The organism is Ruegeria sp. BB10 (assembly GCF_056535725.1).
In genome coordinates this window covers 2,154,741-2,181,576 of record NZ_JBQFIW010000001.1, presented here as the reverse complement: position 1 = coordinate 2,181,576, position 26,836 = coordinate 2,154,741, and the positions used below count along the sequence as shown (strand labels likewise).

Sequence of the window (26,836 nt, the reverse complement as noted above, 5' to 3'; positions counted from 1 at the left end):
CTTGGGTTTGCAATGGCAATCCTGATGGTTGCATCGATCGGTGGAATTGTCGAAATCGCGCCGTTGTTCACGATCGAAAACACAGTGGAAAAGGTCGAAGGTATGCGGCCCTACACGCCGCTGGAACTTGCCGGGCGTGACATCTATGTCCGCGAGGGGTGCTATGCCTGCCATAGCCAGATGATCCGCACCCTGCGGTCGGACATAGAACGCTATGGACATTACAGTCTGGCTGCCGAAAGCATGTATGACCATCCGTTTCAATGGGGCTCGAAACGTACAGGGCCGGACTTGGCGCGCATTGGTGGCAAATACTCTGACGCATGGCATGTGGCGCATTTGGAAGCGCCGCGAGACCTCGTCGAGGGGTCAATCATGCCGGGTTATGCGTTTTTGTCCGAGACGCGTCTTGCGACTGGACATTTACCTGCCTCGCTGAAAGCCCTCAGCCGGGCTGGTGTGCCCTATACGGACACCCAGATCGAAAACGCCGAAAAGGACGCCGCATGGCAGGCGGATGCTGAGCAGTACTTTGAAGGAGAGTTGCAGGCAAGTTACGGTGAAAACGTTCAGGTTCGGGATTATGACGGGCAACCGGGCAGGCTGACGGAAATGGATGCCCTTGTAGCCTATCTTCAGGTTCTTGGCACATTGGCCGATCTGGATTCGTTAAACCTTGAGGAGGTTCAGCGATGACACATGATACGGTTCTCGTTTTCTCCAAGACTTGGGGCGCAATCTACCTGCTGGCCGTCTTTTAGCTGCAGCTGTTTGGACCTATTGGCCCTCGCGCCGGAAGGTTTACGACGATGCCGCCCAATCCCCACTCGACAGCCGGGAGGATCAGCCATGTCGATGAAAAAGGATCCCGTTTCCGGCACCGATCTGACTGGCCACGAATGGGACGGTATCAAAGAGTTGGATACACCTGTTCCTTGGGCTGCCCGATGGGCGCTTTGGATCAGTATCATCATAGCAGCGCTGTATTGGGTGTTTTACCCATCTTTCCCGAGTGTGCGTGACTACGCGAAGGGGATGCTCGGCTATTCCTCGCGTGCAGAAGTTGCGACGGCACTTCAACAGGCGGATGCGAGTCGAGAAATGACATTCGCGCCTTTCGCGTCCGGGGATATAGAGAAGCTGGCCGCCGATCCGACGCTTGAGGCGCGATATGGCGCGTCGATTTCCAAGCTTTACGCCGACAACTGTGCGGCTTGTCACCGGAATGATCTGAAAGGGCAGGTTGGCTTTCCCGACCTGGTGGACCGTCATTGGCTATGGTCAGGCACGCCGGAAGAGATAGAGGCGACCATTCGATATGGAATCAATGCGCAGCATGACGATACACGGATCGCACAGATGCTTGCCTTTGGTGCGGATGGCATGATCGAAAATCAACAGGTTGAGGAAGTCACGGAATTTGTCTTGTTCCTCTCTGGACAGCAGCATGATGCGACGGCGGCCGAAGCCGGTAAATTGGTTTTTGAAGAAAACTGCGCGGCCTGCCACGGAGATGACGGCCGCGGGGGCTACGAGATCGGCGCGCCAGATTTGGGCGATGAAAGTTGGATCTATGGGGGCGACCGGGACGCCATCTATCACAGCATCCATTTTGGCCGACGGGGGGTGATGCCGGCGTGGGACGGACGTTTGAGTGACGCTCAGATCCGAATGCTGACACTGTACTTACTCTGGAATGCAGAAGATGTACCAAGCTGAAGAGAATCCACGATTCCGAAGGGCAATGTATCTGATGATAATGGTCCTGTTGGCCGGCTACATCGGGTTCAAGGCATGGCACCTGTCGATGGCATTCGAGGCCTGGGAAGGGCAGGCGATTGAGGGTGCCGTGCCTGGTGCAGCTAAATGAAAATCGTGGTTTTATACGATTTCAATTTGCGTATTAATGGTCTGAAGCCAGCGCATGACTAACTTCTAGCGCTCGGATCAGGTTTTTCATTCCGCGATTTCCTTCCAAAACATCCTGCAATGTCTTGCTGTCTAAGGCAGTAAAAACGCCTCCTGAGCTTCAGTCAGGATTGGCAGCAACCCACAGGCAGGCGTCATCACACAACAGCCGCCGTCTTCTTTCATACACTCAACCAAAGGGTGCCGCGTTCGGATTTTCGCAGCAGGCCGCCAATCGAGATCGCATTGGGAGGCAAGGCCATTCGCATTCCTCCGTTGCGTCCACGAACGGATTCTACGTAGCCCTCGTGTGTGAGCCACTGGGAGATCTTGGCCAGGTGATTGAAGGGCAAGTTTTGCATAGCCGCAATCTCGCGGGTCGACATCAACCCCTCTTCGTGGGTGGCAAGGTGGATCAGGATGCGCAGGCATAGTCGGAAAACTTGGTAATTTGCATAGTTATATCTCTCATAAAAAATAGGCTTTGAAAATGCCTATTTTGTTGACATCTTTCCGGTCTTTATAATAGGTATTTAAAATGCTTAATAAAGGAGATGGCTCATGCAGCCTGTTGTACTTTTGATCTCGCTGATCCTGATGGCAGCGCTGTCACTTGTCTTCTGGAAGGCCGCGCGCGCCTCGAACGGGGCGGAAGCAGGACCCAATGCCAACTCGAAGCGTGCGGGCTTGATCTGGGCAATGACGATAGTTGGAGTAATCGTGGCAGTCGGTTCATTGCGACCATGGCCGCACGCTTTGGCCAGTACAGACGATGCCATCACCGTTTCCATCACCAGCGGGCAGTGGTGGTGGGATATCGACACAGTTGAGATCCCTGTTGGAACGCCCATCAATTTTAGCGCCACGACCGAAGATGTTACCCACGGATTGGGCATTTACACTTCAGACCTCCGCCTTCTGACGCAGGTCCAAGTGATCCCCGGTTACATAACCGAAGTTTCTTACACGTTCGATGAACCCGGCACTTACCAAGTCCTGTGCATGGAGTTCTGCGGGGTGGCGCATCAGGACATGGTCAACGAATTCGAAGTCGTCGCGGTGGAGGACTAAATGAGCGCTGTATCTGAACTTGTCGCGGAAAAATCAATCGTCACTGAACCCCAGGCTGGGGCAGTCAAGCTTACCATGATCCTCTCAGGCGCGGTCTTTGCCTTGATGATGGTCTTTGGTCTGATCATGCGTGCTGCGCAGGGCCAATGGATCGAAGTGGATCCGGCTTTGTTTTACCAGTTGCTGACGGCCCATGGCGCCGGAATGGTTGGTACAGCTGCACTGTCTGGCGCCGCAATCATGTGGTATTTTGCGGGCGTCATATCGTTCTGACGGCTGGAATCTTTTGGGCTTTCCTTGCTTTGTTTCTGCTGGGCGTCGTCCTGATCTTAGGCTCGATCTTCATCGGCGGATATGGCGGCGCATGGACATTCCTGTTTCCCTTGCCCGCGATGTCAGGCGGAGCGTGGGAAGCCGGCGCGGCTGCTGCGTTCATGCTTGGATATGTTTCGATCGGCGTTGGCTTTCTGCTGTATTATCTGGAGCTCGGTCGTCAGATTCATGCCCGTTATGGCAGCCTTTGCGCGCCCTGGCTGGAACCTGATCCTAGGGCGAGAGGATAAAATCCTCCGCCGCCAACAATCATCGCGGCGGCGGCCGTGACTATTTTCAATTCGATCGGGATAATCCTAGGTGCCGCGGTGTTGGTGGCGAGCCTTGTCCACCTGCTGGTGCCGGGTTTTGAAGTAAACGCGCTGTTGGCCAAGAACCTGATCTATTTCTTTGGCCACGTTTTCATCAATGCCTCAATCTACATGGCCGTCACTGCGGTGTATGAAATCCTGCCGGAATACACCGGCAAACCGTGGAAATCGAACCGTCTGTTTGCGATTGCCTGGAATGCAGTTCTGATCTTCGTGATGGCTGTTTACTGGCACCATCTGCTTCAGGATGTGGTGATGCCACCCTGGATGCTGGTGGTCGGGCAACTGGTCTCATACTTCAGCGGCATTCCCCTCATCGCGGTCACAGCATTCTCTACGTTCCTCTATGTGCGAGGTTCGAAAATGACCTGGGATCTGACGTCCTCACTGCTGGTTCTGTCCGTGGCAGGCTGGTCGGTCGGCTCAATCCCCGCGTCAATCGACGGGATGATCAGTGTGAACAAAGTGATGCACAATACAATGTGGGTCCTGGGCATTTCCACACCTACCTGCTGCTGGGCGAAGTGGCGATGGCCTTTGGGTTCATGGCCTGGCTGGTCCGAGGCAAAACCATCGCCCAGATGAGCGGGTTGGACCGGGTCGCTTTTTGACCTACCTCGCAGGCGCCGCTGGGTTTGTGACGGTGTTTCTCTTCTCTGGTGCGGCTTCGATCCCGCGTCGCTGGGCAGTGCACTACGAAGAATGGCTGAACCACGACCGCATTGGCACCTTGTTCGGCGTGCTGGTCGTGTTGGGAACATTGCTCTTTGTTCTGCGCTTTGTACTGCGTTTTGGGCGGAGTGACAGCTGATGATTGCGCGCGCTCTTCCCTCGGTTCTGGTCGCGAGCATCGGCTTGGGAACTCTCTGGCATGCCACAGATGGAGGGCAGGCTTTCACCAGCGAAGCCGCTCGGAGATTGGACGTGGTGCGCACCGCGTCCAGTTCCAGCCCTGCAACTGGAAGACATGTCAGGTCAGTTGATGCCCCTGTTGCCGCAAGGGGAGGAGGTGGTTTTGGTCGAGTTCATCTACACCGTGTGCGGCGACATCTGCCAGATTGCAGGCGCAGACTTTGCCGAGATCCGAGATCAATTGGAACAGCGTGGAGAGCCCGTCCGGATGATCTCGGTCAGTTTTGATCCTAAGCGAGACACGCCCGAGCAGATGACGATTTACGGGGAAGCCCATGAGGCAGACGGAAAAATGTGGACCGTCGCGCGGCCGAGGCCAGAAGAGTTGCCGGCATTGTTGAAGCTTTTTGATGTGACTGTAATTCCCGATGAATGGGGCGGGTTTCAGCACAATGCCGCAATCCATGTGATTGACAGCGAGGGCCGCTTTTCGGCGGTGTTTGACACCGATGCGATCGACGCTGTTCTGACCCATTTGGAGGAGCGCAGCTCATGAAGTTGCTTGGCTTGGCCTTCCTGGCTTCTACCGAGGCCGTTGCACTTCGCTATGCGGTTGTTGAAAGTCCGATCCAGCATGTCCTGGTGCAGATGCCATTGTTGGTTCTGGCCGGGGTGTTGTTGGCTTGGAACAGGAAGGTCCGGCGTGAATGGGCTGTTCCATTGCTACTTGTGGCCTTGACCGTATTTCTGTTCTGGATGCTGCCTAGAAACGTTGATTGGGCGCTAACGCCGACAGGGAAATTGCCAAATATCTGAGCTTGCCTTTGCTGTTGGGGGCACCGCTGAGGTTGTCCTGGCCCTGGCTGGGCCCGGTGCTTTGCGGGTTTCTGAAGGCGAATGCGCTGTCGATGCTGGGTGTGCTGGGTTTTCTGTATACGCATGCGCCGGTCAGGATTTGCAACTCCTACCGGTCTCGGCTCAGAAGGATCTGGGCATGGCCTTTCTCTACCTCGCTGCATGCTTGGCCTGTCTCTGGGCTATCCGATCCTGTTTGGAAATCCAAGTGGCCAAAGGTTTAACGCGACCGGCTGCGCAAGCTGTGGAGTGTAATACGAAATGACCTATGCTGACACAGTCATTGGGTTCGCAGAACTGGCGCAAGAGAAAGGCGTCAACCTGCGTGCAGATCCAATTGCCTTTCTGATCCTCGCCTTAAAAGCCGGGGCGTTTGTTGGTGCCGGTATCTTGCTGATCCTTTCTGTTGGGCAGGGCGCGGATCCATCCATCCGTCCCATCGTCATGGGGGCCAGCTTCGGTATCGCCTTGACCCTTGTGGTTTTTGCAGGGGCCGAGCTGTTCACTGGTCACACCATGTACATGACGCACGGATTGCTGGCCAAAAGTATTGCTTGGTGGGATGCGCTGCGCTGCTGGTTGGTCAGTTGGGCAGGAAATCTGATCGGGGCCATATTGCTGGCGTTGCTGTTCGTCGCAGGCGGTGGTGGACTTATCTTAGGGGCAGGCGAAGAGGCTTTGCTTTATAAGGTGGCCATCAAGAAGATGCACGACACCGAGTTAGAGCTGTTCGCCAAAGCGATCCTGTGCAATTGGCTGGTTTGTCTTGCCTTGTGGTGTTCGGCGCGCGCAAAAGACGACGTTACCAAATGCATCGTCATCTTCTGGTGTCTTTATGCATTTATTGCTGCGGGGTTTGAACACAGCGTTGCGAACATGACCGTGTTTTCACTGGCGCTGATCTCAGATCACCCCGACAGCATCACCCTGGCCGGAGCCGCCCACAATTTGACGTATGTCACCTTGGGCAACGCATTCGCCGGTGCCGGGATCATGGGCTACGGCTACTGGCGAGCGGCTTCTAAACCCACGGTTAGGGGCGCCGCAGCACACGCGTCAACCAAACACCCTGTCTAGTGAGGGCGCGATCATGAGCGTGACACAACCTGTCAAAATCTCTGTCTCAAAAACAGACTGTCCCATGCCGAGCCTCTTTTGAGGCCGCCCACATTGCACTGATTGCGACTATCTCTGTTTGGATGGGCGCCGCAGTTGGCGGTAACTTGATCGCGGCTCCGGCCAAGTTCCAAGCCCCGTCATTGACATTGCCGGTCGCCTTGGACGTTGGGCGGATGCAATTCCTGTGGATTGGCGTATTCGAGGCGTTTTGCACGCTACTAATTGCAGTTCTTCTTCTGTCGTTCCGGCAGAAACCGTCGTTGTCATTAATTGTCGCGCTCAGCGTGTTCGGATTTCAAAGGCTTTGGCTCCTTCCTTTGCTGAACGCGCGGACGCTTTTGATCATTGCGGGTCAACCAGTCGAGGACAGTTCATTGCATCTGCTCTACGTCGCGTCTGAATTTCTGAAGATCGGTTTTCTTTTTTGGGCTGACATTCGGGAAATGAGAAGCCTGTTCCGAAAAGCAAGACCGACTGCAGTTTCGGTCCAAACCTGAACTCTCAACTATCTGCAATCAAAGGAAGGGATGATCTCATGCGAGGTATTCTTGTGGCTGTAACAATAGCGCTGGCGGGTGCTCAAAGCGTTGCCGCAGAAGGCGACGCGGCGGCAGGCGAAAAGTTTTCAAAAAATGTGCCGCATGTCATGCAGTTGACGAAGGTAAGAAAAAGTGGGCCCAACGATGTTTGGTGTTTGGGGCCGAGAAGTTGGCGCTGTTGATGGTTACAAATACTCAACAGCGATGGGGGAAGCCGGATTTGTTTGGGATGAAGAACACTTATCAGGGTTCCTAGCGTCTCCCAAAAAGTACCTCCGGGCACGAAGATGTCCTTTCCCGGAATAAAGAAGCCGGAGCAAATCTCAGACCTGCTGGCCTATCTAGAATCCCTGCAGTGACAGACCAACGGCGTTTCTTTGATGATGACTTGCACGCTTGCCCTCAAAGAAACGCTAAATTGCCTTTTCCGTGGTTGGTCAGGCTCTAAGCTTTTCCGTTCAAATACCGCGCCATTTCCGGGGCAGCCATAAGGGTCTGAATGAAAGTCCCGAAATGTTCAAGCGATCCCGTGCGTGGGTCACTGTCGCGCCATGCCAGCCTGATAGAACGGCCAAACACCCCATCCGCAATGGGATGTGTTGTTGCCAGGCCGCCGAAACGGTCGGGGCCACTCACAGACAATGCCGGAAAAAGCGCGCAACCCTCTCCCAGCGCGACCATTTGCCGGAGCATCTCAAGACTGCTGGCCACTCTTTGTCCTGGTCGGTCAATCCGGTCGCAAAACGCAACGGTCTGATCCCGTAGACAGTGTTCTTGAGAAAGTAAAACGAGCTGTGAGGACAAAACCTTGGACCAACGAACCTTTTCATTGGGTTTGAGATCCAGATCCTTGGGACAGGCAAAAACAAATGGTTCATGAAACAGCTCAAGCGCACTTAGTGCAGGTTGTTTCGGGTTAGTTGCGATCAGCGCAGTGTCCAGCGCCCGATTGGTGAGCATCTCTTCAAGAACATGCGTGGGTTCTTCGAATAGTGACAGCCTTAACTTGGGATAAGCGGCTTTGAGTGACTTGAGGATGAGCGGCAATAAGTAAGGACCAAGGGTCGGAAGTACACAAACTTCAAATCACCTTCCAGATTGTCACTCAGGCTCAGCGACAATTCCAACAGCTCACGGGCCTCGGTCAGAAGGATTTCTGCTTTTGCAGGACTATCCGGCCATTTTGCGTCAAAGAGACATGCCTGCCCTGACGTTCGAAAATCGAAAATCCAAGTCGGGCCTCTAGCTTCAATACCTGTTGGCTGATTGCAGGTTGTGAAACCCCACAGATATCAGCCGCTCGGCCAAAATGACCTTCTTCGGCAATGCTTTGAATGTACTCAAGATCTCTGAGTGAAAGACCGGCAACCGAGGTTCTTCTTGCCATGCATCACCTCTGATTATCGATCGGATAATTTATATAAGTTGGAGTAATTTGGCGGTTTTCGGTTTTGTCCTGCCAATACCAACTCAGGAGATTGGCATGACCAGCAAACCGAAACTGACCACCGCATTTGGCGCGCCAGTGCCCGACAACCAAAACACTCTGACGGCGGGGCCGCGTGGCCCTGCGCTGCTTCAGGATGTCTGGTTTCTCGAGAAGATGGCTCATTTTGATCGCGAAGTGATCCCCGAACGCCGGATGCATGCCAAAGGGTCTGGCGCTTACGGTACATTCACAGTGACCCACGACATCACACGCTATACACGCGCCAAATTGTTCTCTGATGCTGGCAAGAAGACGGATCTCTTCCTGCGCTTTTCGACCGTTGCAGGAGAACGCGGTGCGGCGGACGCGGAACGGGACATTCGCGGCTTTGCAGTCAAGTTTTACACCGAGGAAGGAAACTGGGATCTGGTGGGCAATAACACTCCAGTGTTTTTTCTTCGCGACCCGCTGAAGTTTCCCGATCTTAACCACGCGGTCAAACGCGATCCGCGGACCAACATGCGTAGTGCGGATAACAACTGGGACTTCTGGACCAGCCTTCCCGAAGCTTTGCTTCAGGTGACGATTGTTATGTCTGATCGCGGCATTCCCGCAACCTACCGGCACATGCACGGCTTTGGCAGCCACACATTCAGCTTTATCAATTCGGACAGCGAACGGTTCTGGGTCAAATTCCATTTCAAAACCCAGCAGGGGATCAAAACCTTACCGACGAAGAAGCTGCGCAAATCATCTCTGGTGACCGTGAAAGCCATCAGCGTGATCTTTATGATGCTATCGAAGACGGTGATTTTCCCAAATGGACGCTCTACGTCCAAGTCATGCCAGAGAAGGATGCGGGTACATACCACCTCAACCCATTTGATCTGACCAAGGTTTGGCCGCATGGGGACTATCCGCTGATTGAGGTTGGCGAGCTGGAATTGAACCGCAACCCCGAGAACTACTTTGCCGAAGTGGAACAGGCGGCCTTTGCGCCTTCTACAATTGTACCTGGTATCAGCTTTTCGCCGGACAAAATGCTGCAAGGACGTCTGTTTTCCTATGGCGACACTCAGCGGTATCGGTTGGGTGTCAACCATTCCCAGATCCCGGTGAATGCGCCGCGTTGCCCGTATCATTCCTACCATCGTGATGGAGCGATGAGGGTCGATGGCAATGCCGGATCTCGGATTGGCTATGAACCCAATATGCATGGCGAATGGTCCGAGCAACCGGATTTCTCCGAACCACCTTTGTCCATCGAAGGTGCTGCGGATCATTGGAACCACCGCGAGGATGATGACTATTTCTCGCAACCCGGTGATTTGTTCCGCCTGATGACGCCGGAGCAGCAAAAGTGTTGTTCGCAAACACTGCCCGCGCGATTGGCGCTGCAAGGAAGGAAATTCAGATCCGCCACATATCGAACTGTCTCAAGGCCGATCCTGGTTATGGTGCCGGTGGCAAGCGCGCTTGGTTTGAGCATCGAGTGTGTAGACCTGGCATAAAAACAATTGGCAAGTCCCCGATCTTTTGGGACTTGCCTGACGCTGTGGGTTGTTGGGTAGCGAGCACCGTTTGGTGTTTTTGGGCTTTTCGTCGCCGTGTAAGACAAAACTACGGTTTGGCGATGGCGCTTGGAAAAACGATTTCCATATGTGGGCACCTTGGCCCGATCACATTGCAGCTACTGGTTTGCATTCGCTTTGATCAACAGTGACGGTGCCGCCTTTGGTCGACACGACCTCCTGTGTCAGAAGACTGCCAATCTCGGACCCCAATTGAAGTTCCGAAACCTGACCAAGGTGATGCGCAACGATCTGCCCCGCCTGATCTAATAGGACAAGGCTTGGTGTGCCGCGCATGCCAAAGCGAGACATCGTGTTTGGCAACGGTCCTGCGCCCTGTTTGTCCACGCCGACAGGGAACGTGATGCGATATTCATGCAGGAAAGCTTGCAAAGACACCGGTGTCATAGCGTTGTGATGCTCGAACACGGTGTGCAGGCCAATTACGGCTACCTTCTCTTCAGGAAACGTCCTCTGAATCGACTGCGCCAGGGGAATACCGTGCAGGACACATCCTGGGCACAACATTTGAAAGGCCTCAATGACGACAACCCGTCCTTTTAGGTTTTCTAGGGTTAGGGGCGTGTCTGTGTTGAACCATTCCGTGACGTCTAACTCTGGTGCTTGCATTTTCTTTGTCCTCAGTAGCAGGCAGCCGCCGTGGGTTCGGCGGCTGCGCAATCGAATGTTAGTGAATCTTGCCCGGCAGGCTCAGATCACCGGATGCGACGTCGAAGACATCTGTGACGCACAGCAAGGGAGCATGGATATTAGCGTTCACACGCAAGGCCGAAGTGACGCCATCGTAAGCGACACCTTCCAGTTCGACGTCGCTGGCGAAGCCTGCGTTCACCGAGATTTCAGGGCCGTCAAACAAAGGCGTAAACCAGGGCTATCCAGAAGGATTGGAAACCAGGCCATGTCGCAGGTAGCTTGGGTGTGGAACCTTCGGGATGTCACGCACCGCAAGCGCGTCGGGTCCGCACGCTTCGGTCGGGGTCAACACAACCCAATGGCTGTGCCATTCGATGCCGTCGTTGGCCGGATCTCCGTCACCGTTCTCGTCAAAGAGCGGTGTGTCATCAAAATCTGGATGACTGGTTGCGGCCATTGCAAGGATGCCTGTGCCGCCTTCGAACCCAACGGCCGAAGGGTCCAAAGACGTAGGCCAGACATATGACCAGACGTCTGAACCACCGACCTCTCCAGTTGCCGCCGGAACCGAGGCACCAGCCGATCCATTCGTGGTCATGTGAAAAGTGACCGTGTTTCCATTGCGGTGCGCGTGCGCGGCAGAATGTCAAAATCCGCGACTTTACTGGCGTCAGCAGAAGATATGATCGCGCCATCCTGATGAATGGCATGGTTCCCATCAGCAAGAGCTGTGCTGCCGATGAGCAGAGCCAAAGTAGAAGTGAGCGTTGAAAGTTTCATGGGTGCCTCCAATTAAAAGATAGCGAGTCGCTACTATAATGAGAAATACATTGCAACTATAATTTCGAGTCGCTACTAAAAGTGTTATGAACACAGATCATCGCATACGCACACTGATCAACCGTCTGGCCCGAATTGATGCTTCCGAAGGATGGGCGGGAGATCTGAACCCGACTCAGAGGATGGCGCTCGAGTACCTCGCTGAGGCGAACATGTTCTCGCGCTCGCCGTCGCATGTCGCAGAGTACATCGGTACAACCCGTGGAACGATGTCACAGACGCTCAAGGCTTTGGCACGCAAAGGCTATGTAGAAGAGCACCGCAAAGAACACGATCAGCGGTCGATATCCTACGAACTCACAAAAGAAGGGGCCGAGATCGTACGTCAGCCAAATCCTGTTGCTCAGGCAATTGGAGATATGCCCTTAGAAAACCAAGCCATGCTTGAGCAGGGTCTGATGCAAGGCCTCAGTCTGGCTTTGGCCGTAAATGGAGGCCGATCCTTCGGACAATGCAAATCCTGCGCCCATCATGATGTCACGACGGAAAACGGTTTTTGCAAATTGTTGGGTGTTTCATTGGAGCCCGGCGAAAAGACAAGATCTGCATTGAGCACGAGGAAGCCAGATGAACCATCCTGAACTGTCGGCAAACATCGACGGCATTTTCCTTGGAACCATCAGAGATCGCTGGGAAGGCAAACCGTCTTCGGCCATTCAGAAAGATCGGGTGGACGGCCGGCAGGTTGTTACCTCGCTCGGTTTTGCAGGCGATGCGCAGGCGGATTTGACCGTACACGGTGGTAAAGACAAAGCCATCCATCATTATGCACTTGATCACTATTCAGCCTGGCAAGCAGAGGGCCTAATGGCACCCGGCACAATACCAGCGGCGTTTGGTGAGAACATTTCAACAACGGGGCTGACCGAGGAAAACCTCTGCATCGGGGACATCCTGTCACTCGGGACGGCTGTAGTTCAAATTAGCCAGGGCGGCAGCCGTGCTGGAAACTTGGACTACATACCGGGCGCAAGGAAATGCCGTACCAGTTTCAGAAGACGGGCCGAACCGGATGGTACTATCGTGTACTCGAACCTGGCGAAGTTGGCGCCGGTGATCGGATCACCTTGTCTGAAAGGCCAAATCCCAATTGGTCTGTTTTGGCTGTTACACGCGCACGGTTGACTCGTCGCATTCTGCCGGAAGATGCCGAGGCTTTGTCTCAGATGGAAGAACTTGCTGAGGGTTGGCGAAAAGCTTTCCGCCGAATGGCTGAAGGCAATGCCAAGGAGGATACATCGGCAAGGCTTGGAGGCTCAGCGTAAGACACCCAACGCGGTTCTGTCGCGACGTAATTTCCTTGATCTTACTAACCTTCTCAATTCCATGACAGTCAAATCCCCGTTTGTCAGTCGCTGGGTGGGGCAGGTAAAAAATGAGACATCAACTCCAGCACCGATGAAATGCCATTAACCGCTTTGGGCCAGAAATGCTTGACGTTTGGGTCAGAATTGAATGACGTGATTTGCCCATTTGTTGAGGTTTTGACAGTCGATTGAGTCAAATATCAGTGACGTTCCACATTTCCTGTTGAACGTCACACGAACCTGACCCAACCGTCACAGTTGGACCAGAAACTAGGTGAACGTTCGACATCAGAAGGCGCCCCCAACGTTGGACATCAGTTGAATTTGACCTTTGCGTTATCAACTAACACGCCGCCTCCATTTCATACTCCCGCAGACAGTTTGGTTTGATCTGACTTCCCTTTCGGAAAATCAGAGCCGCTACTTTTTCCGGAAAGCAGTCGGTGTCATTCCGGTCTGGCCTCGAAAAAGCGAGTGAAGTGGGACTTGTCGGAATAACCGAGCATCAAACCAATCTCCGCAATTGTCATCTGGCCTTCTTTGAGGTGCTCCTTGGCGACATCGACACGCAGCCGTTTGACTTCGCGTGGGAGCGTTGTGCCTTGCCGCTGAAGCGCTTTCAAAACCGTTCCGGCTGTATTCCCAGTAGTCCCGCCATCGCCTCCGGCCCCAAATCGGTTTCATCCAGTTTGTCGCGTAATACAGATCGCAAAGCGGCTACCACTGTTACTTCTTCATCTTGTCGCTGTGAGGCGATGGGCTTGGCAGGGCCCTCAGAGACATGGTGCAAAAACAACCATTCCACAGGAAAACTAATTTGCATTCCGGGATCGGTCCCAAGGCCAACCTCGATCCCTTTGTAGTTGATAGGCAGACCGTTGATGTATCTGCTTTCCCATCGTACACGGGAAGAATCCCAGGCATCTCCGACGACGGTCTGAAATAGGCGTACATAGATTGCCGCACCAAATCCGGTCACCTGAATGGGTGGGACAGTAGGCTCTTGTTGCCTCTCGATACGATAAGTCGCTTTGTCCGCTTCAACGACAAGGCTGTGCCGCACAGAATTGGACTCCTGCGGTACAAGTCCGACGAAACGGGTAAAGAACTCGAACAGCGTCTCGGTCGATTGGAGGGCCTGAGCGAATGGAGGCCACTGATGCAAGTCAAACGTCTCTCCGACATTCAGGCCAAGATATCGATCCCCTGACACTTCTGAGAAGGAATTCAGCAATCCATAGACCAACTCAGAGTGAACGAACACGGATGGGTCAGACAACAGTTCGGCTTTCAAGCCGACCTGATCCAGTGCTGGTTGCGGATTGATCTTACGTTCGGTGAGATATTGCAGGAACGGAGCAGCTAAGGAGAGGCGAATAAAGCCTTCGCTATGCTCTTGAGAGGTGGAGTTGAAAGGCAAGCTCGTCACCCCCGTTTGGACTAGATTTACAATGTGGCCATTTTTGCAGTCACATTCGAACATCCTAATGCGAAACTGGCAACCTAGGCAAAGATTTCCGGGCTACAGTTGGCAAAACATGAATATGAAGGGAGTGCTTATGTCCGGTCTACGAATGTCGCTTTGCTCGACGGCAATTGTCGCTGCAGGACTTTGTTTTTCAGCGTCCGCGCAGGCTCAGGATCAAGAAGAGCTCCAGACGCTGTTTACTAACGTGCATATCTTCGATGGCGTGAATGAACAGCGTATCGAGAATGCCAGCGTATTGGTCGAGGGCAACCTGATTACGACTGTATCAACTGAAGCGATTGACGCCCCTAATGCTACGGTTATTGACGGAGACGGGAGGACACTGACCCCCGGCTTTATTGAAAATCATGCACACCTGATGCTGCCCGGACCCACGTTGCCCGCAATGGAAGCCAACAGCACTTGGGAAGACCTCGCGATTCACGGCACTCAAATGGCTGAGATGTACTTAATGCAAGGCTTTACCACTGTAAGAGATGCAGGTGGCGCTAATGGAGGTCTTCGTCGCGCAATCGACAGCGGGACCATTGCCGGGCCGCGTTTCTACCCTGCGGCTGCTTTTCTAAGTACACGTGGTGGCCATGCTGATTTCGCTAACTTTACGGCGCCTGTTGGCCAGTCTTCAAACTTCAGCCGTCTGAATATGGCCCAAGAAGTCGACAGTGTCTCCGAAATGTACAAGTTTGCTCGCAACAACTTCCGGATGGGAGCAACACAACTGAAGTACATGCAATCAGGCGGTGTAGTTTCAGCGTTTGACCCGTGGCAGTTGTTGGCTGGATCGACGGCAGAATTAGAAGCGGCCGTGCAGGTTGCAAACGAATACGAAAGCTACGTCATGGCCCATTCCTACCGCAAGGAAACGATCATGGCGGCACTGAATGCTGGTGTGCGATCAATTGAACACGGGTTCATGTTTGATTGTGAAATATCAGCGCTGATGGAAGAGAAAGGAGCCTACATCACAACCAATCTCACAGCATTTGATCCAAATCTCTTTGATATTCCTGCCATTCGAGATGTCCCAGCCAGCTTACGAAAGGCACAGTCCGCTACGCAGGCTTTTGGCGACTACATAAAAAACATGAATGAGTGCCCAGCTAAAAGAGGGTTTCATACGGATTGCGTAGGTTCTGTGGCAGCCTGCAACATTCAAATTGCCTATGAAAAGCATCTCAATAATGAGTTCTTTGGTTCCCACGCCTCTTTGGTCGCAATGACATCTACTGGCGGTGAAATCGCTGCTTTGTCCGGGTCGTTTATGAACCCCTATCCCGAAGGCAAATTGGGCGTGATTGAGGAAGGAGCCTATGCAGACATTCTGCTCATTGACGGCAACCCGCTTGAAGACTTCTCGGTTGTTGGCACGGGTAATCAGTGGTTCGGTGCCGATCCGAGGCCTGAAAGCCCAGATACGATTCGCCTGATCATGAAGGACGGCGTCATCTACAAAAACACACTGGATTGACCTGCCTAAACAGCCGGAGAGAATTTATGCACCATTGGTTTCGCTCCTTAGTATTTGCAGGGTTGGTTTGGTGTGGTCATCCTGTCATGGCGACGCCAGGAACCGCGTTGGACTGGTCTGACCTACCTGACCCGTCCGCGCAGGTCTTTGAAGACCCCTATCGAGATCTCAGCCCCGAACAATTCGACGATGTCCTCTACGTCGTACGACTGCGCGGCAGGCTGCAGCAGGATGGCGGCAGCGAAGAAGAGCGTCAGAAGTGGCAAATGCTTTTGACCGAGACTGAGGATGCCTTGGCAACTGATGGAATTGATGTCGACTGGCTGCTCGATCAGCGCGAAGTTGTGATGGAACGTCGAAGAAAGGCTGGAACGAACGGAAATCCACAATTCGATGGTCAGACAATCACACTGGCGGGCTTTGCCATTCCTGCTCCGAATGATCCAGACGGTCGGCCTGTCGCATACTTGGTGCCAGAACGAGGGATGTGCAGTCACATGCCTCCACCTCCGCCCAACCAGATGATCCGTGTGCGGTTGAACGGGGACTGGGCACCCAGCTATTTCCATGAACCCGTTCGGCTGACAGGCACGCTAACGATCGATCCGTCTGTTCAGAATATGATGGTTGTGGATGGCCAGATGCCCATGAGCGCGACTTTCCAGTTGGAAGCAGAAAGTGTCGAAACTCTGGAAACCAAGGCAGATAGGCTGGAATGGAAGCAGCGTGCCGCTGATCGCATCCGCGCGGCAGGCAATCGCAAGACCGGCGGGGCAAAGGCGTCTGAATGATAAGACTTCTGGTTGCCGCATTGAGCATTGCCTTCGCTGGCGCAGCGTCGGCTCAGGGACTATCCGGGCCATCTTCGGTCGAAGCTGATCTAGAGCCCGGAGATGGGCTAACCGACCCACAATATCGTTCCGATTTTCCGCGCAATATCGCACCGGGTTGGTTTCAATGGAAAGACCGACTGGCTGTGGGTGGGATTCGCTTCAACATTGATTACTTGGCACTGGGCCAATCCACAAATGCTGATCTGGGAACCGGCGAAGCGGCCAGCGGAATTGCGCGTTTCTACGGTAGTTGGCAGGCAACTGAACGCGGCTCTCTGACATTCAAGATCGAAGATCGGCACAGCTACACCGATGTTGCCCCACAGTTTTTGGGGCTGGATGGCGGAGCCCTTTCAATCACGGGAACAGCCTTCAACGATAATGGTCTGCTGCTGACCAATCTGTTCTGGACTCAAAGGGCCGAGAACGGTTCGTGGACGCTGCAAGTTGGCCAGATTGATGTAACGGACTTTGTGGATATCTATGGGTTGGTCAGCCCCTACAGTGGTTTCCAAAACCTGTCTTTCAATACCAATCCGACTATTAACACACCCAATCAAGGCCTTGGCATTGCCGGTGGGGTAAAGCTGAGCGAAAACTTCTACGCTGTTGCCAGCGTCTCAGACGCAAACGCCGACCCGTCTGATCCAAACTTTGATGTGTTTAGCGACGGCAATCTCTTCAAATCACTCGAATTTGGTTACACCTCCGGCTTTGATCGCATCTACTTCGACAACATCCATTTGACCCTCTGGCATGCGGATGCGGCTGACGATGGCAGTCGAGCGGAAGATTACGGCGCTGCGTTCTCTGCCGCATGGTTTGTTGACAATAAGTGGATGCCGTTCTTTCGGGCTGGGGCCTCAAAGGGTACCGCAGCGCTTTATGACCGGTCCGTCTCAGCAGGTCTGGGCTACTATGGTCGCAACACCGATTTGGCCGGGCTGGGCCTGAATTGGGCCGAGGCAAGAGGCATAGACGGTGACCAGTTCACGCTCGAGGCATTCTACCGGTTTTCAATCTCGCCCGGACTGCAGATCACGCCATCACTACAGTTCATTTCTGACCCGCTGCTGAACCCCACTCAGGATAGCATTACGCTGTTCGGTCTAAGAACCCGGATCGTCTTCTGAGGCGGTTCGAAAGTAGCAGCTAAGAACAAAACAGTTAGGAAGTTTATGTCATGAAGACCCTGTTGGCCGTAAGCGCTATCGCGATCACTCTAGGTTGCGCACTACACGCGAGCGAGGAAAGCAAGACTTGGGGTGCATCAGAAGAGGCGAAGCAATTCGTACAAGACACCATCGTCCTCGGCATGTTGGCCAGCCCCTACGGCACTGGTTGGACCGACTACGACCAGCTTCATACTTACTTCGCGCGCGCTCGGGACAACGGCATTACGGGACACGAGATGACGCTGGCTGCTGCGGATATGTCGTTTGAAACCCTGCTAGAGCAGCACTATCACTTTCGCTCAGCCATGGCGCAGCAACCGGAAAACTACCTGATTGTCAATGAAACCCGAGATATCGAAGCCGCCCATATACAAGGCAAGACGGCCGTCATCTGGAACAGCCAAACCGCCACAATTCTGAACGGCGATCTTAAGAAAATGGCATTGCTAAAGGATATGGGGATCAAAAGTATGATCCTGGCTTACAATGACATTTTCCGAACCGGATCGGGGCAGTTGGCGGCCTATAACGGACGCGACATTGGTCTGACACCTTGGGGGAAGTCGGTCATCGATGAAATGGTGCGGTTCGGTATCTTGCTCGACCTAAGCCACACGGGTTCAAAAACGGCCAACGACGCCATGGACTACATGGATGAAAACTATCCCGGCGTGCCATATGTCTATACGCATTCTGTCCCAGCAGGGCTTTATGCGAACGAACCCAATGCCACGACACGCGGTTGTTATCGGGCCATTCCCGACGACGAGGCGCTGCGTGCGGCCAAATCGGGCGGCTATATTTCTCCGACCTTCACCGAATGGATGATGGACGGTGTTTGGCCTGAGGATATCTCACCCGAGCAAGCTGCTGATATGATCGACTACTATGTCCAACTTGTGGGGGTCGACCATGTTGGGATTGCAACGGACGACATGTTCTCGACTGAACTAGTCGTACAGTTCGCAACTGCAAACGCGAGCATGTACGACGACGGCGGCTACATGATCGATGCGTTCAACAAAGGGGCCACTGGCAACGGTGAACTTGCCAAAATCCTTGCGGCGATTACCGATGACCTTTGGGCGAAGGGTTATTCCAATGAGGACCTTGCGAAGATTTATGGCGGTAACAAGATGCGAGTTTATGCGCAAGTTTGGGAGGGCAAACCACCCGAACTATTCCTGAAAGAGTACCCAGAGCGTCTGCGCCTAAGGCAAGAACTCCGTGATGGGTTCTATTCGCGTTAGAGACGAAAGACCTAGCAGCAAGATACTTGGCGCGTAGGCGAACAGCTCGATTGCTAGCTTGCAAAATAGAACCTCTACGGCTGTTCATGCTTCCAAATCACTCGAATGAAGGGATCCGCTGATCTGTACCTGTCGGACCATCGCGCGCAGAATAGCATCGGTGAATCTGGGACTCTGGTTGAGAGTTCTTATCGGGCAGCTTTCAGTAAATCAGCATTGTTCCTTCCGTAAATCCTCAACTCTGGTACAAATGCAATTATTCGAAGATGAGGGTGCAATGAATTCACTGACCAGAATAACACGAGGAATTGGCGTCGCTTTCAAGGACGGTAGAGTGAAAGGCATTCTTGCCTTCACAGTTGGAATGATTTTATGGGCCTCGGTCTTTTACCACTTTGTCGAAGGTTGGAGTTGGCTCGACTCAATCTACTTTTCTGTCGTGACAATTTCGACCGTGGGGTTTGGTGACTTCTCACCTGAAACTGCGGCAGGGAAGATCTTCACAATGGTATACATCATCGTGGGTCTCGGTGTCTTCGTGACCGCGGCGACGACAGTGGCAGATACAATCTTGTCCCAAGACGACACAAAAGCGGACAAGTAGATTATCCCAATTTGGCCAAATCGAGTTCACGCCCAGGCATTGGTTTGACTGGGCACCTCAAGCTGTGGCCCAGATTCATTCGTGTCTTCAAGCTGATAGATGATCACTAAAATTCAAAAAAATATACATATTATGTTTTTTGAGTGTAACATTCGAAAAACACATGGAGGGATGGAATGGAAAAGACACAGGACGCAAAGATTGTCGATCTGGCAATACGATTGCTCTTTCTCGGACTATTCCTCTACAGCGCCCTAGTCATGGTGGCCCCGCTTGCGAGCGTGGTTATCTGGGCAACGATCCTCTGTGTGGCGCTATACCCGGCATTTGATTGGCTGCAGTCCAAGCTGGGAGGGCGGAAAAAACTTGCCACGACGATCTTGGTTTTGTTGGGCCTTGTTCTGACCCTCGGGCCAGTCGCTACTGCGGTGTCTGGTGCCGCAGAACTTGGGTCTGAATTCGCGGAACAAGCAGACAAAGGTGAGTTGAAAGTCCCACCTGCGCCCGAGGGTCTCAAGGAGTTGCCCTTGGTGGGAAACAAAATAGCCGATGTCTGGGGAATGTTTGAGCGCAATCTTGACGGCGCGCTTGCAAAATATGGCACGCAAATCCTTGAGATCACCAAATCGCTCTTCGGAAAGGTGCTGGGCATCGGAATCGGCCTGCTTGGGTTAGCTCTGTCCGTGTTGATTATGGGGGCATTGTTCAGCCCCGGGCCAAATTTGGTCCAGGGTCTTCAGCGCTTTGCCAACCGTGTCTTTGCACCGCGCGGTGGTGAATTCGTGACACTCGCGGGCGCAACGATCCGGAACGTTACAAAAGGCGTGATTGGCGTAGCAGCCATTCAGGCGGTTTTCGTTTGGATACTGTTGGCATTGTTTGGGATTTCTTCGGCCGCCACGCTGGCATTTATCTGCCTGATACTCTCGATTATCCAAATCGGGCCCGGATTGGTTCTTATACCGGTTATTATCTATGCATGGAGTTCCATGTCCGGCGGAACAGCTTTGATCTTCACCATACTGGCCGTTCCAGTCATGATAATGGACAGTTTCCTAAGACCCGTGTTCATCTCAAAAGGCCTTGAGACTCCCATGTTGGTCATCCTCATCGGTGTTCTCGGAGGTATGATGGCGTACGGTTTGATCGGCGTCTTTATGGGGCCGGTACTCTTTGCTGTGTTCTATGAGCTGTTCAAGGTTTGGATTGATACCTCGCCCGAAGCCGAGGCCGCTGCAGAAGGTGCCGCGAAATGAGGAAGACGATATGGACTACCCTGGCTGTCATTCTGATTTTTCTTGTCTGGTATCTGGTCGCTGATCGAAAAACGCCATTTACCGGGAACGCCAGAGTAAAAGCTGTGGCCACACAAATTGTGCCTCAGGTGACCGGAACGGTAACTGAAGTTCTGGTAGAAAACGGACAGGTTGTTTCGGCGGGTGATGTTCTGGTCCGAATAGATTCCAGACCCTACGAAATCGAACGTTCGAAGGCGGAAGCTGATCTTGAAGCGGCGACCCAGGAGGTAGGCGCGTCTTCGGCAGAGGTAAGTGCGGCACAGGCCAAACTCGCAAGGGCGCAGAGCGATCTTGATACGATGCGCATTCAAACGGAACGCGTATTTGCGCTCGAAAAGAAAGGGTTGATTGCCGTCTCAAAGGCTGATGATGCACGAGGGCAATTGGCAGAGTCTGAGGCAAACTTTGAGAACGCAAAAGCGGATCTGGAAAAAGCAAAACAAAGGCTTGGTGACGACGGGATTGAAAACCCGAAAATTCAGCGCGCGTTGGCGGCCTTGGCGGATGCAGAACTGAACCTTGAATGGACGGAACTGCGTGCTCCGGCGACAGGTGTCATCACTAATTTGCTGATAGCCCCCGGAACGTATGCGCGATCCGGCCAGGACCTTTTGACGTTTCTTGATGCAACGGACGTCTGGATCGAGGCGTATTTTACCGAGAACAACTTAGGAAGAGCTTCGATAGGGTCTCCGGTTGATGTAGTGTTGGACATGCATCCCGGTAAGATTGTTCCGGGCGTCATCGAGAGCTTTAGCGCGGCCGTTTCCTTAAGTGGCGGTGATGAGCCCGGGCAATTGGCGAGCCCGCCAAGTACCAAAGGTTTTTTGCGGGAGCCTGAAAGGTTCCCAGTCAGGATCGTTTTGCCGGGCTATGAAGCCGGAAGCACCGAAGATGATCTTCGCTTTCAGCTGAACGGGCAGGCCGATGTGATTATGTACCTAAGCGACAACTCGTTACTGAACTTCGTAGGCCGCACCTACATCCGCTTGGTCTCAATTCTGTCCTATGCGTACTGAGGACCAACGCTCTGTCGCCCGGCTTGCGGTTGGTGTTACCGGCGTCTTTTCGTTGGGCTTATTTCTTGGCTGGCCACTCGCCGTCGTTGGGGCGGTGTTCACCGCACTGTTTTTGCAGGCGCCCGCTGCATTGCCTCTGGCAGCATTTGCTAAGCTGTTTGTCTTTTCGATTGGATTGATGTTCATTTCATTCTTGGTGTCGTCAATCTTCTCACCATATCCTCTTGTTTTTCTCATTCTGGTGGCCATTGGAATAATCCTGTCTTTCATGTGGTCGGTTTCCGGAGCCGGAGTTTTACCGGGCGTCATAGCTCTCATGGGAGCGTTGATGATTCCGAACTTGGTTTTGCAATCACAGGATCTGGCTTTGGTGCTCGTGTATTGGATACCGTTGAACCTGCTGTTTGCAGGCTTTGTATCGACGCTGATGTTCGTGTTGATACCCGCTGAACCTCAAACGCCAGCTCAAAAGAAGGCCGCATCGTCGCCGAACTTCGACCCACATCGCCGAATCGTCAGGATGTCGCTTGTAACAGTGCCGTTTGCCTTGGCGTTTTTTGTTTCCGGCGCATCTGCACTACTGGTTCTGTTTTTTGTCGCCCTGCTGAGCCAGCAGCTTGCGGCAATGCCCGCTGCAGGCAAAACAGTTGCAAAAGCTATGCTGACGGCAAACCTTCTTGGGGCGGCAGTATCCATCATATGCTACGAAATAAACGTAGTAGCTCCGGTTATTATAACCCCCATTCTGTTGTGTTTTTTCTTTTGCCTAACACTCGGAGCACTTGGAAAGTCAAAAGTACCGCTCGCCGCCGCCGCCGGTTCCGCTATTACAACAGCTCTGATTGTATATGGCGGTTCGGTTGCACCGTTTTCAGACGAGGCTGACGTCAAGAGCATCACTCGCGTATTGCAAGTTGCCAGCGCCGCTTTTTTTGTAATCATCGCATATGTCGTGGTTGATGAATTCTGGCCGGAAAAAGAGCGCCGGGCAATTCAATGAGGTTAGCTGCGATGAGGCTTGGAACCGAAACCAACAGAGATCCTCCAACTGTATGCGCGCACTGCACAAAACCACAATGACCGCCTTGGGCTCGAAGCGGACCTTTGCTGCAACTTAAATGGGTGTCTGCTCTGCGGACAAACCTGCCTTCCAGTGTATTAGGCGAACGTCCGCTTTCCGCGCTTTGCGGCAACCGCTAAAAAACCAACAGGGCGGATACCCGATGTGAAAGTACTCACTTTACATGATCAATATGTCCCTAGCAGCAGTGAAGGACCCGACCCAAAAGTGTGACCGCTGACACTACGCTAGCGTCGCAACAATCCTAGCGGCACATCAGCTTCCCAGACGCACTGATTTGACCTCTCGCAAATGCAATCCGAGCATCAGTAGAGTCGGCCAGAGGAGATAGGTTTGGATTTCAACGTTCTCTCCAAAGGTCAGCAGGAGAACTGTGAGCAACAGTCCGAGCGGCAGCCTCCCGCGTTCCGACTTTATGGCGTCCAGGGTGACGATTGCTAAATGAACGAGGAAAGGAACGAGAAACGCTGTAAATCCGGTCAGCCCTTTCACGAATAGCAAACCGTACCAGGTGTGATGGCTGCCTATCGGCATGTACTCAACAAGATGCGCTCCGGGTCTGACTGTGCCGTGCCCGAAAACCACCGCATCCGATTGCCAGCGCTCATACGCAATACGCTGCAGAGTTTCGCGTACGCGGGTACTGTCGGCGCGCGCGGATTTGAAGCTGTAAAGGGCTCGGTTGCCGAACTCAACAAAGACTGCGCCCCAAACGGCTAAGGCGGTGGTGACTGCAGACAAAAGAATCCACCCCGAGCTGCGGGCGACAAGTGGCAAGAGGCTGGGTGACAGCGAGCAGATCACCAATCCAACCATGCCCATTCGGGACTTGGACATAAGGATCATCAGAACTCCGGCAGCCAAGCCGACGACCTTCCAGCTGCGGTGCTTTTCTTCCAGGGCAAATAGGACCATGCAGACGCCCAACAAGGCCGCGAATGGCGACCAGGGCGCAAAGAACTGCCACCGTGGCGTGCCGCTGGCGGGGTCGATTGTATACAGGTAGACCGAGAAATATTCAGGTCCCGGGCCGCCCACTGCTTTAAGGGGAGATGTAAACAGCAGATGCGGCAGACCGGCATAGGGGGCGGCAATGAGCAAAGGCAGAAGGCACAAGGTCCAAAGGCCAACCACGCATTGCCCTCTGACCAAAACCTCGCGCCGTATTGGCAAAACCGCCCCTGCTAGGATAAACAACGGGATCAGCGCCCAACCCTTTGCCCATCCGATACTCGATTTGATCGTATTGGTGGTGCCGAGGTTCCAATCCGCGTGGCCTGCCCATAGTGAGACCAGCATCACCAGCATGCCAACGCTCCAGATCCAGACCAGAGCAGGTACAGGGCCCGTTGCACGCATATCCAAGCGGATCGCCGGGCCGAGATAAAGTGACACCCCGGCTATCGCAGCCAACATCCAACCTAGCACCGGACCGACAACATACAACGCGCCAAGCCCGTAAAACGGCCATGTCCAGATCAGCGTACACCAGACGATCTTTTCGGCTGGCGTTTGAGGGGCCACACGCGTCAAACTGCGGCCTCTTTCTGGTCTTTCAGCAGCTTTGAGATCAGCGGGTTTCGGATCCATGCCAGAACCAAACCCATCAGCAGCATAAGGCTTGCAACGATCCCGGCGGCAATCGAGATCTTCTTGTTCGGCGAAGACGGGCGAGTCGGTAGAGACGGGTTCTCCAGCACTTGGATCAAGGGATAGGAGGCATAGACATCGGTCTTTTTCGACTCGGACCGAGCGATGGCAGAGGCGAACACGGCTTCTGCCACGGCGAAATCTCTCTGCCGGTCCTCCAATTCAGCGGCGATGGGGGCGAGGTTTGACAGGCGCAGGGTTTCCAGACGAACTTGTGCGCGCTGTGTCGCGACATGCTCTTCCAATCCGGCGCGCAAGGCATCTTCGCGCACCAACTCGCTGAGCAACTGCGCCCGTTGCCCTTCCGGCGCGCGATCCAGTCCACCGAGCTGCTCGACCTCAAGACCAGTCACCTGCGCCGCGCGTTTTAAAGCAACCGAACGCGCCCCTTCATAGTCGTTTTGGGCATTCACATAGATTGGGTGGCGCGATCCGTAGGTCGCGTCGGCTTGCGCCAGCTTTGCAGCCCCCACCGACACATCCTCAAGCAACGATAGGTATTGCGCATCAGCATAGAGTTTCAGCGTTGCCGCCGCTGCGTCAGAAGGCAGATTCAACGCGACTTGAAGCGCGGCGACGCGTTCCGATTGGCGTGCCAGCTCGCTCTCCTGCTTTCGCAGTTCCTGCTTTGCACGGTCATTAGCGGCGACCTGCTCTTGGTATTGCGCGACCGATATCAGACCGCTTTGCGACTGCAGCTGTTTGATCTCGGCCCGCGTGGCCTGAATTGCGCGCGTGTAGTCTTCGATCGCACCGGTATTGCTGGCCTCGCGAGTGGCAATTTCATCGGCGCGCAGGGCGTCAATCTCAGCGAAAAAGGCGGCCACCAAGGCGTCACCATATTGCTGAGCGTCTGCCGGAGAGGCCGCCTGAAGCTCGATATGGATCAGGCTGGTTTGATCGACCAGTTGCACCCGCGGCTTTCCAAACGCGTCCCGGTCAGCCTCTACCGCCTTGGCTGCCGCGTCGAGTATACGGTCGGCCGACAACAAACGTTTATACGTCTCGGTCGGGCTGATTGACCCGTTGGCAAAGGCGGAATTCGCGTATGAGGATGCCTGACCGATATTGGCCAGATTGACCGATGCCGAAGCGCCAGATCCTGGCAGGATCAATGATGCGTGAGAGGTGTATTTGACAGGCGCGGTCGCCAAATAACCGCTGATCGGGGCCCAGATGCAACTCGCCCCAAGAATGTATAATGCCACGTAGCGGGGCAGGCGGCCTACATCGCTAAGGCGCCCGCCCTTTACGAAGCGACGCCACCCGAGCGTTCTGAAATTGGATCGGGAAATGCGCACCCAATGCAGAAATTGTATGTCGCGCGTGGACTCAGAGGAGTTTGAAATCTGTTGCGGCATGGAAAAACCCTTTCTTACAAGGGTGATACACCGCATCTGATTGCTGATCATTCGCTCAGCAGGCTAGGGGCCGAGGGGATTGGGAGCGTCCCCTATCCCTTCGGATAGTGAGGCCTAGAACAACCCAGCCTCGCGCGCGGCCAGGGCGGCCTGCGTTCGATTGCTGACACCAACTTTACGGTACAAAGTCTTCATATGCAGTTTGATTGTCGGCTCTGACAGATCCAGATCACGAGCGATTTCCTTGTTGGATTTGCCCTCAGTCAGCCCTTTCAGAACTTGCCGCTCACGCTCTGTCAGTTTTTGAGCCATGGGGTGGGAGTCTTCCGGCTGCTCTGCGTTCATGAAACCCGCAGGAAGGTATTGTTCCCCCATCGCCATAAAGCGGATCGCGTTGACCAGAGATTTAGCCGGTAAAGTTTTTGGGACGAAACCGGCTGCACCAAGCTCTAGCGCGCGTTGCGCCAGATCACGCGAGGTGTCGCCGGTAAACAGGGCCACATGCTGGGCACCGTCCAAAGCGATGCAGGTTTCAAGTCCGGCCAACCCGTTCATGCCGGGCATGTTCAGGTCCAGAAGAACCAGATCAAAGGCTCCGTCGTTCTCAATCAAAGTTTTCGCGGCTGGGAAATCCGGCGCGGTCTCCACCTCAATCCCGCCTGCTGCATCTATGAAGGCAACGAGCGTGTCCAAAATAAGCTCGTGGTCGTCAGCAATAAGAACTTTCATTTCAAACCTCCGTCTGCCCCCAACCACACCCAAATGCGTCATTAAATCATTGAACCCCTGGCATGAAGCCTTCCTGACGGACAGGTGAAT

At 53.8% G+C, this 26,836-nt stretch carries 34 protein-coding genes and 2 pseudogenes; 24 read left to right on the top strand and 12 right to left on the bottom strand.

The genetic code is table 11. The annotated features are described in order from the left end of the window. The first annotated feature begins 12 nt into the window (after positions 1 to 12). From ccoO to ACR3EP_RS11235, 4 genes are read left to right on the top strand one after another with little or no spacing between them, the layout of a single operon-like run. On the top strand, positions 13 to 696 hold the full coding sequence (gene ccoO, locus ACR3EP_RS11250; RefSeq protein ID WP_480637847.1) for a cytochrome-c oxidase, cbb3-type subunit II: 684 nt from the start codon (positions 13 to 15) through the stop codon (positions 694 to 696). A gap of 31 nt (positions 697 to 727) precedes the next feature. Further along, a complete protein-coding gene (locus tag ACR3EP_RS11245) occupies positions 728 to 859 on the top strand; it encodes a cbb3-type cytochrome oxidase subunit 3 (RefSeq protein ID WP_480637846.1) in 132 nt (43 codons plus the stop codon). Further along, complete coding sequence (gene ccoP / locus ACR3EP_RS11240; RefSeq protein ID WP_480637844.1) at positions 850 to 1,719, top strand: cytochrome-c oxidase, cbb3-type subunit III; 870 nt, start codon at positions 850 to 852, stop codon at positions 1,717 to 1,719. Before ACR3EP_RS11245 ends, ccoP begins: the two co-directional genes overlap by 10 nt. Positions 1,720 to 1,744: 25 nt before the next feature. Next, entirely contained in the window at positions 1,745 to 1,870 is a 126-nt protein-coding gene (locus tag ACR3EP_RS11235) for a hypothetical protein (protein WP_264187355.1), read from the top strand. Between the two features lie 220 nt (positions 1,871 to 2,090). On the opposite strand, the gene ACR3EP_RS11230 is transcribed toward ACR3EP_RS11235, so the two are convergent. After that, a complete protein-coding gene (locus ACR3EP_RS11230) occupies positions 2,091 to 2,294 on the bottom strand; it encodes an RrF2 family transcriptional regulator (protein WP_480637843.1) in 204 nt (67 codons plus the stop codon). Between the two features lie 175 nt (positions 2,295 to 2,469). On the opposite strand from ACR3EP_RS11230, the gene ACR3EP_RS11225 reads away from it, so the two are divergent. The 8 genes from ACR3EP_RS11225 (at position 2,470) to ACR3EP_RS11190 (ending at position 6,407) form a co-directional block, all read left to right on the top strand. Then, positions 2,470 to 2,979, top strand: a complete 510-nt coding sequence (locus ACR3EP_RS11225; RefSeq protein ID WP_480637841.1) for a cupredoxin domain-containing protein — start codon at positions 2,470 to 2,472, stop codon at positions 2,977 to 2,979. Next, entirely contained in the window at positions 2,980 to 3,252 is a 273-nt protein-coding gene (locus ACR3EP_RS11220; protein ID WP_480637840.1) for a hypothetical protein, read from the top strand. Positions 3,253 to 3,281: 29 nt separating this feature from the next. After that, the gene (locus tag ACR3EP_RS11215; protein WP_480637838.1) at positions 3,282 to 3,542 is read left to right on the top strand and encodes a hypothetical protein; all 261 of its coding nucleotides are present in this window, start codon (positions 3,282 to 3,284) and stop codon (positions 3,540 to 3,542) included. A gap of 36 nt (positions 3,543 to 3,578) precedes the next feature. Next, positions 3,579 to 4,208: a cbb3-type cytochrome c oxidase subunit I gene (locus ACR3EP_RS11210; RefSeq protein WP_480637836.1), complete on the top strand. Its 630-nt coding sequence runs from the start codon at positions 3,579 to 3,581 to the stop codon at positions 4,206 to 4,208. Positions 4,209 to 4,230: 22 nt separating this feature from the next. After that, positions 4,231 to 4,434 (top strand): hypothetical protein, encoded by a 204-nt coding sequence (locus ACR3EP_RS11205; protein WP_480637835.1) that lies wholly within the window; start codon positions 4,231 to 4,233, stop codon positions 4,432 to 4,434. Positions 4,435 to 4,494: 60 nt separating this feature from the next. After that, positions 4,495 to 5,031 (top strand): SCO family protein, encoded by a 537-nt coding sequence (locus tag ACR3EP_RS11200; protein WP_480637833.1) that lies wholly within the window; start codon positions 4,495 to 4,497, stop codon positions 5,029 to 5,031. Beyond that, complete coding sequence (locus ACR3EP_RS11195) at positions 5,028 to 5,291, top strand: hypothetical protein (protein WP_480637831.1); 264 nt, start codon at positions 5,028 to 5,030, stop codon at positions 5,289 to 5,291. Before ACR3EP_RS11200 ends, ACR3EP_RS11195 begins: the two co-directional genes overlap by 4 nt. A 300-nt stretch (positions 5,292 to 5,591) precedes the next feature. Next, entirely contained in the window at positions 5,592 to 6,407 is an 816-nt protein-coding gene (locus ACR3EP_RS11190) for a formate/nitrite transporter family protein (RefSeq protein ID WP_480637830.1), read from the top strand. A 1,025-nt stretch (positions 6,408 to 7,432) separates the two neighbouring features. On the opposite strand, the gene ACR3EP_RS11185 is transcribed toward ACR3EP_RS11190, so the two are convergent. Together ACR3EP_RS11185 and ACR3EP_RS11180 are read right to left on the bottom strand one after the other, a co-directional pair. Continuing rightward, on the bottom strand, positions 7,433 to 8,035 hold the full coding sequence (locus ACR3EP_RS11185) for a hydrogen peroxide-inducible genes activator (protein ID WP_480637828.1): 603 nt from the start codon (positions 8,033 to 8,035) through the stop codon (positions 7,433 to 7,435). 97 nt (positions 8,036 to 8,132) lie between these two features. Further along, positions 8,133 to 8,375, bottom strand: a complete 243-nt coding sequence (locus ACR3EP_RS11180) for a LysR family transcriptional regulator (RefSeq protein ID WP_480637826.1) — start codon at positions 8,373 to 8,375, stop codon at positions 8,133 to 8,135. 96 nt (positions 8,376 to 8,471) lie between these two features. On the opposite strand from ACR3EP_RS11180, the pseudogene ACR3EP_RS11175 reads away from it, so the two are divergent. After that, positions 8,472 to 9,928: pseudogene (locus tag ACR3EP_RS11175) on the top strand (catalase). A 168-nt stretch (positions 9,929 to 10,096) separates the two neighbouring features. Here the strand turns inward: ACR3EP_RS11175 and ACR3EP_RS11170 are convergent. Genes ACR3EP_RS11170 through ACR3EP_RS11155 form a run of 4 tightly spaced genes read right to left on the bottom strand, consistent with a single transcriptional unit; the run spans position 10,097 to position 11,422 of the window. After that, positions 10,097 to 10,618 carry a redoxin domain-containing protein gene (locus tag ACR3EP_RS11170; RefSeq protein WP_480637825.1) on the bottom strand — a complete coding sequence of 174 codons (522 nt, stop codon included), beginning with the start codon at positions 10,616 to 10,618 and terminating at the stop codon, positions 10,097 to 10,099. Positions 10,619 to 10,676: 58 nt separating this feature from the next. Further along, positions 10,677 to 10,865 carry a hypothetical protein gene (locus tag ACR3EP_RS11165; RefSeq protein ID WP_480637823.1) on the bottom strand — a complete coding sequence of 63 codons (189 nt, stop codon included), beginning with the start codon at positions 10,863 to 10,865 and terminating at the stop codon, positions 10,677 to 10,679. Between the two features lie 15 nt (positions 10,866 to 10,880). Next, a complete protein-coding gene (locus ACR3EP_RS11160; protein ID WP_480637821.1) occupies positions 10,881 to 11,240 on the bottom strand; it encodes a hypothetical protein in 360 nt (119 codons plus the stop codon). Further along, a complete protein-coding gene (locus ACR3EP_RS11155; RefSeq protein ID WP_480637820.1) occupies positions 11,237 to 11,422 on the bottom strand; it encodes a hypothetical protein in 186 nt (61 codons plus the stop codon). The genes ACR3EP_RS11160 and ACR3EP_RS11155 overlap by 4 nt, the downstream gene beginning before the upstream one ends. A gap of 86 nt (positions 11,423 to 11,508) precedes the next feature. Between ACR3EP_RS11155 and ACR3EP_RS11150 the strand changes: the two genes are divergently transcribed. The 3 genes and pseudogenes from ACR3EP_RS11150 to ACR3EP_RS11140 all read left to right on the top strand — a co-directional run bounded on the left by ACR3EP_RS11150 (position 11,509) and on the right by ACR3EP_RS11140 (position 12,747). Then, complete coding sequence (locus ACR3EP_RS11150) at positions 11,509 to 12,063, top strand: MarR family winged helix-turn-helix transcriptional regulator (RefSeq protein ID WP_480637819.1); 555 nt, start codon at positions 11,509 to 11,511, stop codon at positions 12,061 to 12,063. After that, positions 12,050 to 12,489 (top strand): annotated as a pseudogene (locus tag ACR3EP_RS11145) (MOSC domain-containing protein); the annotation flags it as partial. The gene ACR3EP_RS11150 and the pseudogene ACR3EP_RS11145, both read left to right, overlap by 14 nt. A gap of 60 nt (positions 12,490 to 12,549) precedes the next feature. Beyond that, entirely contained in the window at positions 12,550 to 12,747 is a 198-nt protein-coding gene (locus ACR3EP_RS11140) for a 3-alpha domain-containing protein (protein WP_480639018.1), read from the top strand. A 488-nt stretch (positions 12,748 to 13,235) separates the two neighbouring features. Here ACR3EP_RS11140 and ACR3EP_RS11135 read toward each other — a convergent pair whose 3' ends face one another. Then, entirely contained in the window at positions 13,236 to 13,412 is a 177-nt protein-coding gene (locus ACR3EP_RS11135; RefSeq protein ID WP_480637817.1) for a helix-turn-helix domain-containing protein, read from the bottom strand. Beyond that, complete coding sequence (locus ACR3EP_RS11130; protein WP_480637816.1) at positions 13,409 to 14,209, bottom strand: AraC family transcriptional regulator ligand-binding domain-containing protein; 801 nt, start codon at positions 14,207 to 14,209, stop codon at positions 13,409 to 13,411. Before ACR3EP_RS11130 ends, ACR3EP_RS11135 begins: the two co-directional genes overlap by 4 nt. 139 nt (positions 14,210 to 14,348) lie before the next feature. On the opposite strand from ACR3EP_RS11130, the gene ACR3EP_RS11125 reads away from it, so the two are divergent. The 8 genes from ACR3EP_RS11125 (at position 14,349) to ACR3EP_RS11090 (ending at position 22,925) form a co-directional block, all read left to right on the top strand. After that, entirely contained in the window at positions 14,349 to 15,746 is a 1,398-nt protein-coding gene (locus ACR3EP_RS11125; protein ID WP_480637815.1) for a metal-dependent hydrolase family protein, read from the top strand. Between the two features lie 86 nt (positions 15,747 to 15,832). Beyond that, a complete protein-coding gene (locus ACR3EP_RS11120) occupies positions 15,833 to 16,537 on the top strand; it encodes a DUF3299 domain-containing protein (protein ID WP_480637813.1) in 705 nt (234 codons plus the stop codon). After that, positions 16,534 to 17,712 (top strand): carbohydrate porin, encoded by a 1,179-nt coding sequence (locus tag ACR3EP_RS11115; protein WP_480637812.1) that lies wholly within the window; start codon positions 16,534 to 16,536, stop codon positions 17,710 to 17,712. Before ACR3EP_RS11120 ends, ACR3EP_RS11115 begins: the two co-directional genes overlap by 4 nt. Before the next feature lie 50 nt (positions 17,713 to 17,762). Next, positions 17,763 to 19,004, top strand: coding sequence for a membrane dipeptidase (locus ACR3EP_RS11110; RefSeq protein ID WP_480637810.1), 1,242 nt, complete (start codon positions 17,763 to 17,765; stop codon positions 19,002 to 19,004). 277 nt (positions 19,005 to 19,281) lie between these two features. Further along, a complete protein-coding gene (locus ACR3EP_RS11105; RefSeq protein ID WP_226689145.1) occupies positions 19,282 to 19,608 on the top strand; it encodes a potassium channel family protein in 327 nt (108 codons plus the stop codon). A 176-nt stretch (positions 19,609 to 19,784) separates the two neighbouring features. After that, the gene (locus tag ACR3EP_RS11100) at positions 19,785 to 20,864 is read left to right on the top strand and encodes an AI-2E family transporter (protein ID WP_170397411.1); all 1,080 of its coding nucleotides are present in this window, start codon (positions 19,785 to 19,787) and stop codon (positions 20,862 to 20,864) included. Next, complete coding sequence (locus ACR3EP_RS11095; RefSeq protein ID WP_170362165.1) at positions 20,861 to 21,925, top strand: HlyD family secretion protein; 1,065 nt, start codon at positions 20,861 to 20,863, stop codon at positions 21,923 to 21,925. The genes ACR3EP_RS11100 and ACR3EP_RS11095 overlap by 4 nt, the downstream gene beginning before the upstream one ends. Then, positions 21,915 to 22,925: a DUF2955 domain-containing protein gene (locus tag ACR3EP_RS11090; RefSeq protein WP_480637807.1), complete on the top strand. Its 1,011-nt coding sequence runs from the start codon at positions 21,915 to 21,917 to the stop codon at positions 22,923 to 22,925. Before ACR3EP_RS11095 ends, ACR3EP_RS11090 begins: the two co-directional genes overlap by 11 nt. Before the next feature lie 336 nt (positions 22,926 to 23,261). Here the strand turns inward: ACR3EP_RS11090 and ACR3EP_RS11085 are convergent, their stop codons facing one another. The 3 genes from ACR3EP_RS11085 to ACR3EP_RS11075 all read right to left on the bottom strand — a co-directional run bounded on the left by ACR3EP_RS11085 (position 23,262) and on the right by ACR3EP_RS11075 (position 26,746). Next, positions 23,262 to 24,530, bottom strand: a complete 1,269-nt coding sequence (locus ACR3EP_RS11085) for an O-antigen ligase domain-containing protein (protein ID WP_480639017.1) — start codon at positions 24,528 to 24,530, stop codon at positions 23,262 to 23,264. 5 nt (positions 24,531 to 24,535) lie between these two features. Continuing rightward, positions 24,536 to 25,810 (bottom strand): GumC domain-containing protein, encoded by a 1,275-nt coding sequence (locus ACR3EP_RS11080; RefSeq protein ID WP_480637805.1) that lies wholly within the window; start codon positions 25,808 to 25,810, stop codon positions 24,536 to 24,538. A 321-nt stretch (positions 25,811 to 26,131) separates the two neighbouring features. Next, positions 26,132 to 26,746, bottom strand: coding sequence for a response regulator transcription factor (locus ACR3EP_RS11075; protein ID WP_170350203.1), 615 nt, complete (start codon positions 26,744 to 26,746; stop codon positions 26,132 to 26,134). Positions 26,747 to 26,836: the final 90 nt, after the last annotated feature.

Bases quoted from the DNA above. Each gene is read 5' to 3' on its own strand.
- ACR3EP_RS11180 (WP_480637826.1), bottom strand. From the start codon at position 8,375: ATGGCAAGAAGAACCTCGGTTGCCGGTCTTTCACTCAGAGATCTTGAG.
- ACR3EP_RS11115 (WP_480637812.1), top strand. From the start codon at position 16,534: ATGATAAGACTTCTGGTTGCCGCATTGAGCATTGCCTTCGCTGGCGCA.
- ACR3EP_RS11100 (WP_170397411.1), top strand. From the start codon at position 19,785: ATGGAAAAGACACAGGACGCAAAGATTGTCGATCTGGCAATACGATTG.
- ACR3EP_RS11095 (WP_170362165.1), top strand. From the start codon at position 20,861: ATGAGGAAGACGATATGGACTACCCTGGCTGTCATTCTGATTTTTCTT.
- ACR3EP_RS11125 (WP_480637815.1), top strand. From the start codon at position 14,349: ATGTCCGGTCTACGAATGTCGCTTTGCTCGACGGCAATTGTCGCTGCA.
- ACR3EP_RS11120 (WP_480637813.1), top strand. From the start codon at position 15,833: ATGGCGACGCCAGGAACCGCGTTGGACTGGTCTGACCTACCTGACCCG.
- ACR3EP_RS11150 (WP_480637819.1), top strand. From the start codon at position 11,509: ATGAACACAGATCATCGCATACGCACACTGATCAACCGTCTGGCCCGA.
- ACR3EP_RS11225 (WP_480637841.1), top strand. From the start codon at position 2,470: ATGCAGCCTGTTGTACTTTTGATCTCGCTGATCCTGATGGCAGCGCTG.
- ACR3EP_RS11155 (WP_480637820.1), bottom strand. From the start codon at position 11,422: ATGAAACTTTCAACGCTCACTTCTACTTTGGCTCTGCTCATCGGCAGC.
- ACR3EP_RS11195 (WP_480637831.1), top strand. From the start codon at position 5,028: ATGAAGTTGCTTGGCTTGGCCTTCCTGGCTTCTACCGAGGCCGTTGCA.
- ACR3EP_RS11090 (WP_480637807.1), top strand. From the start codon at position 21,915: ATGCGTACTGAGGACCAACGCTCTGTCGCCCGGCTTGCGGTTGGTGTT.
- ACR3EP_RS11160 (WP_480637821.1), bottom strand. From the start codon at position 11,240: ATGACCACGAATGGATCGGCTGGTGCCTCGGTTCCGGCGGCAACTGGA.
- ACR3EP_RS11230 (WP_480637843.1), bottom strand. From the start codon at position 2,294: ATGTCGACCCGCGAGATTGCGGCTATGCAAAACTTGCCCTTCAATCAC.
- ACR3EP_RS11170 (WP_480637825.1), bottom strand. From the start codon at position 10,618: ATGCAAGCACCAGAGTTAGACGTCACGGAATGGTTCAACACAGACACG.
- ACR3EP_RS11220 (WP_480637840.1), top strand. From the start codon at position 2,980: ATGAGCGCTGTATCTGAACTTGTCGCGGAAAAATCAATCGTCACTGAA.
- ccoP (WP_480637844.1), top strand. From the start codon at position 850: ATGTCGATGAAAAAGGATCCCGTTTCCGGCACCGATCTGACTGGCCAC.
- ACR3EP_RS11200 (WP_480637833.1), top strand. From the start codon at position 4,495: ATGCCACAGATGGAGGGCAGGCTTTCACCAGCGAAGCCGCTCGGAGAT.
- ACR3EP_RS11235 (WP_264187355.1), top strand. From the start codon at position 1,745: ATGTATCTGATGATAATGGTCCTGTTGGCCGGCTACATCGGGTTCAAG.
- ACR3EP_RS11110 (WP_480637810.1), top strand. From the start codon at position 17,763: ATGAAGACCCTGTTGGCCGTAAGCGCTATCGCGATCACTCTAGGTTGC.
- ACR3EP_RS11075 (WP_170350203.1), bottom strand. From the start codon at position 26,746: ATGAAAGTTCTTATTGCTGACGACCACGAGCTTATTTTGGACACGCTC.
- ACR3EP_RS11190 (WP_480637830.1), top strand. From the start codon at position 5,592: ATGACCTATGCTGACACAGTCATTGGGTTCGCAGAACTGGCGCAAGAG.
- ccoO (WP_480637847.1), top strand. From the start codon at position 13: ATGGCAATCCTGATGGTTGCATCGATCGGTGGAATTGTCGAAATCGCG.
- ACR3EP_RS11105 (WP_226689145.1), top strand. From the start codon at position 19,282: ATGAATTCACTGACCAGAATAACACGAGGAATTGGCGTCGCTTTCAAG.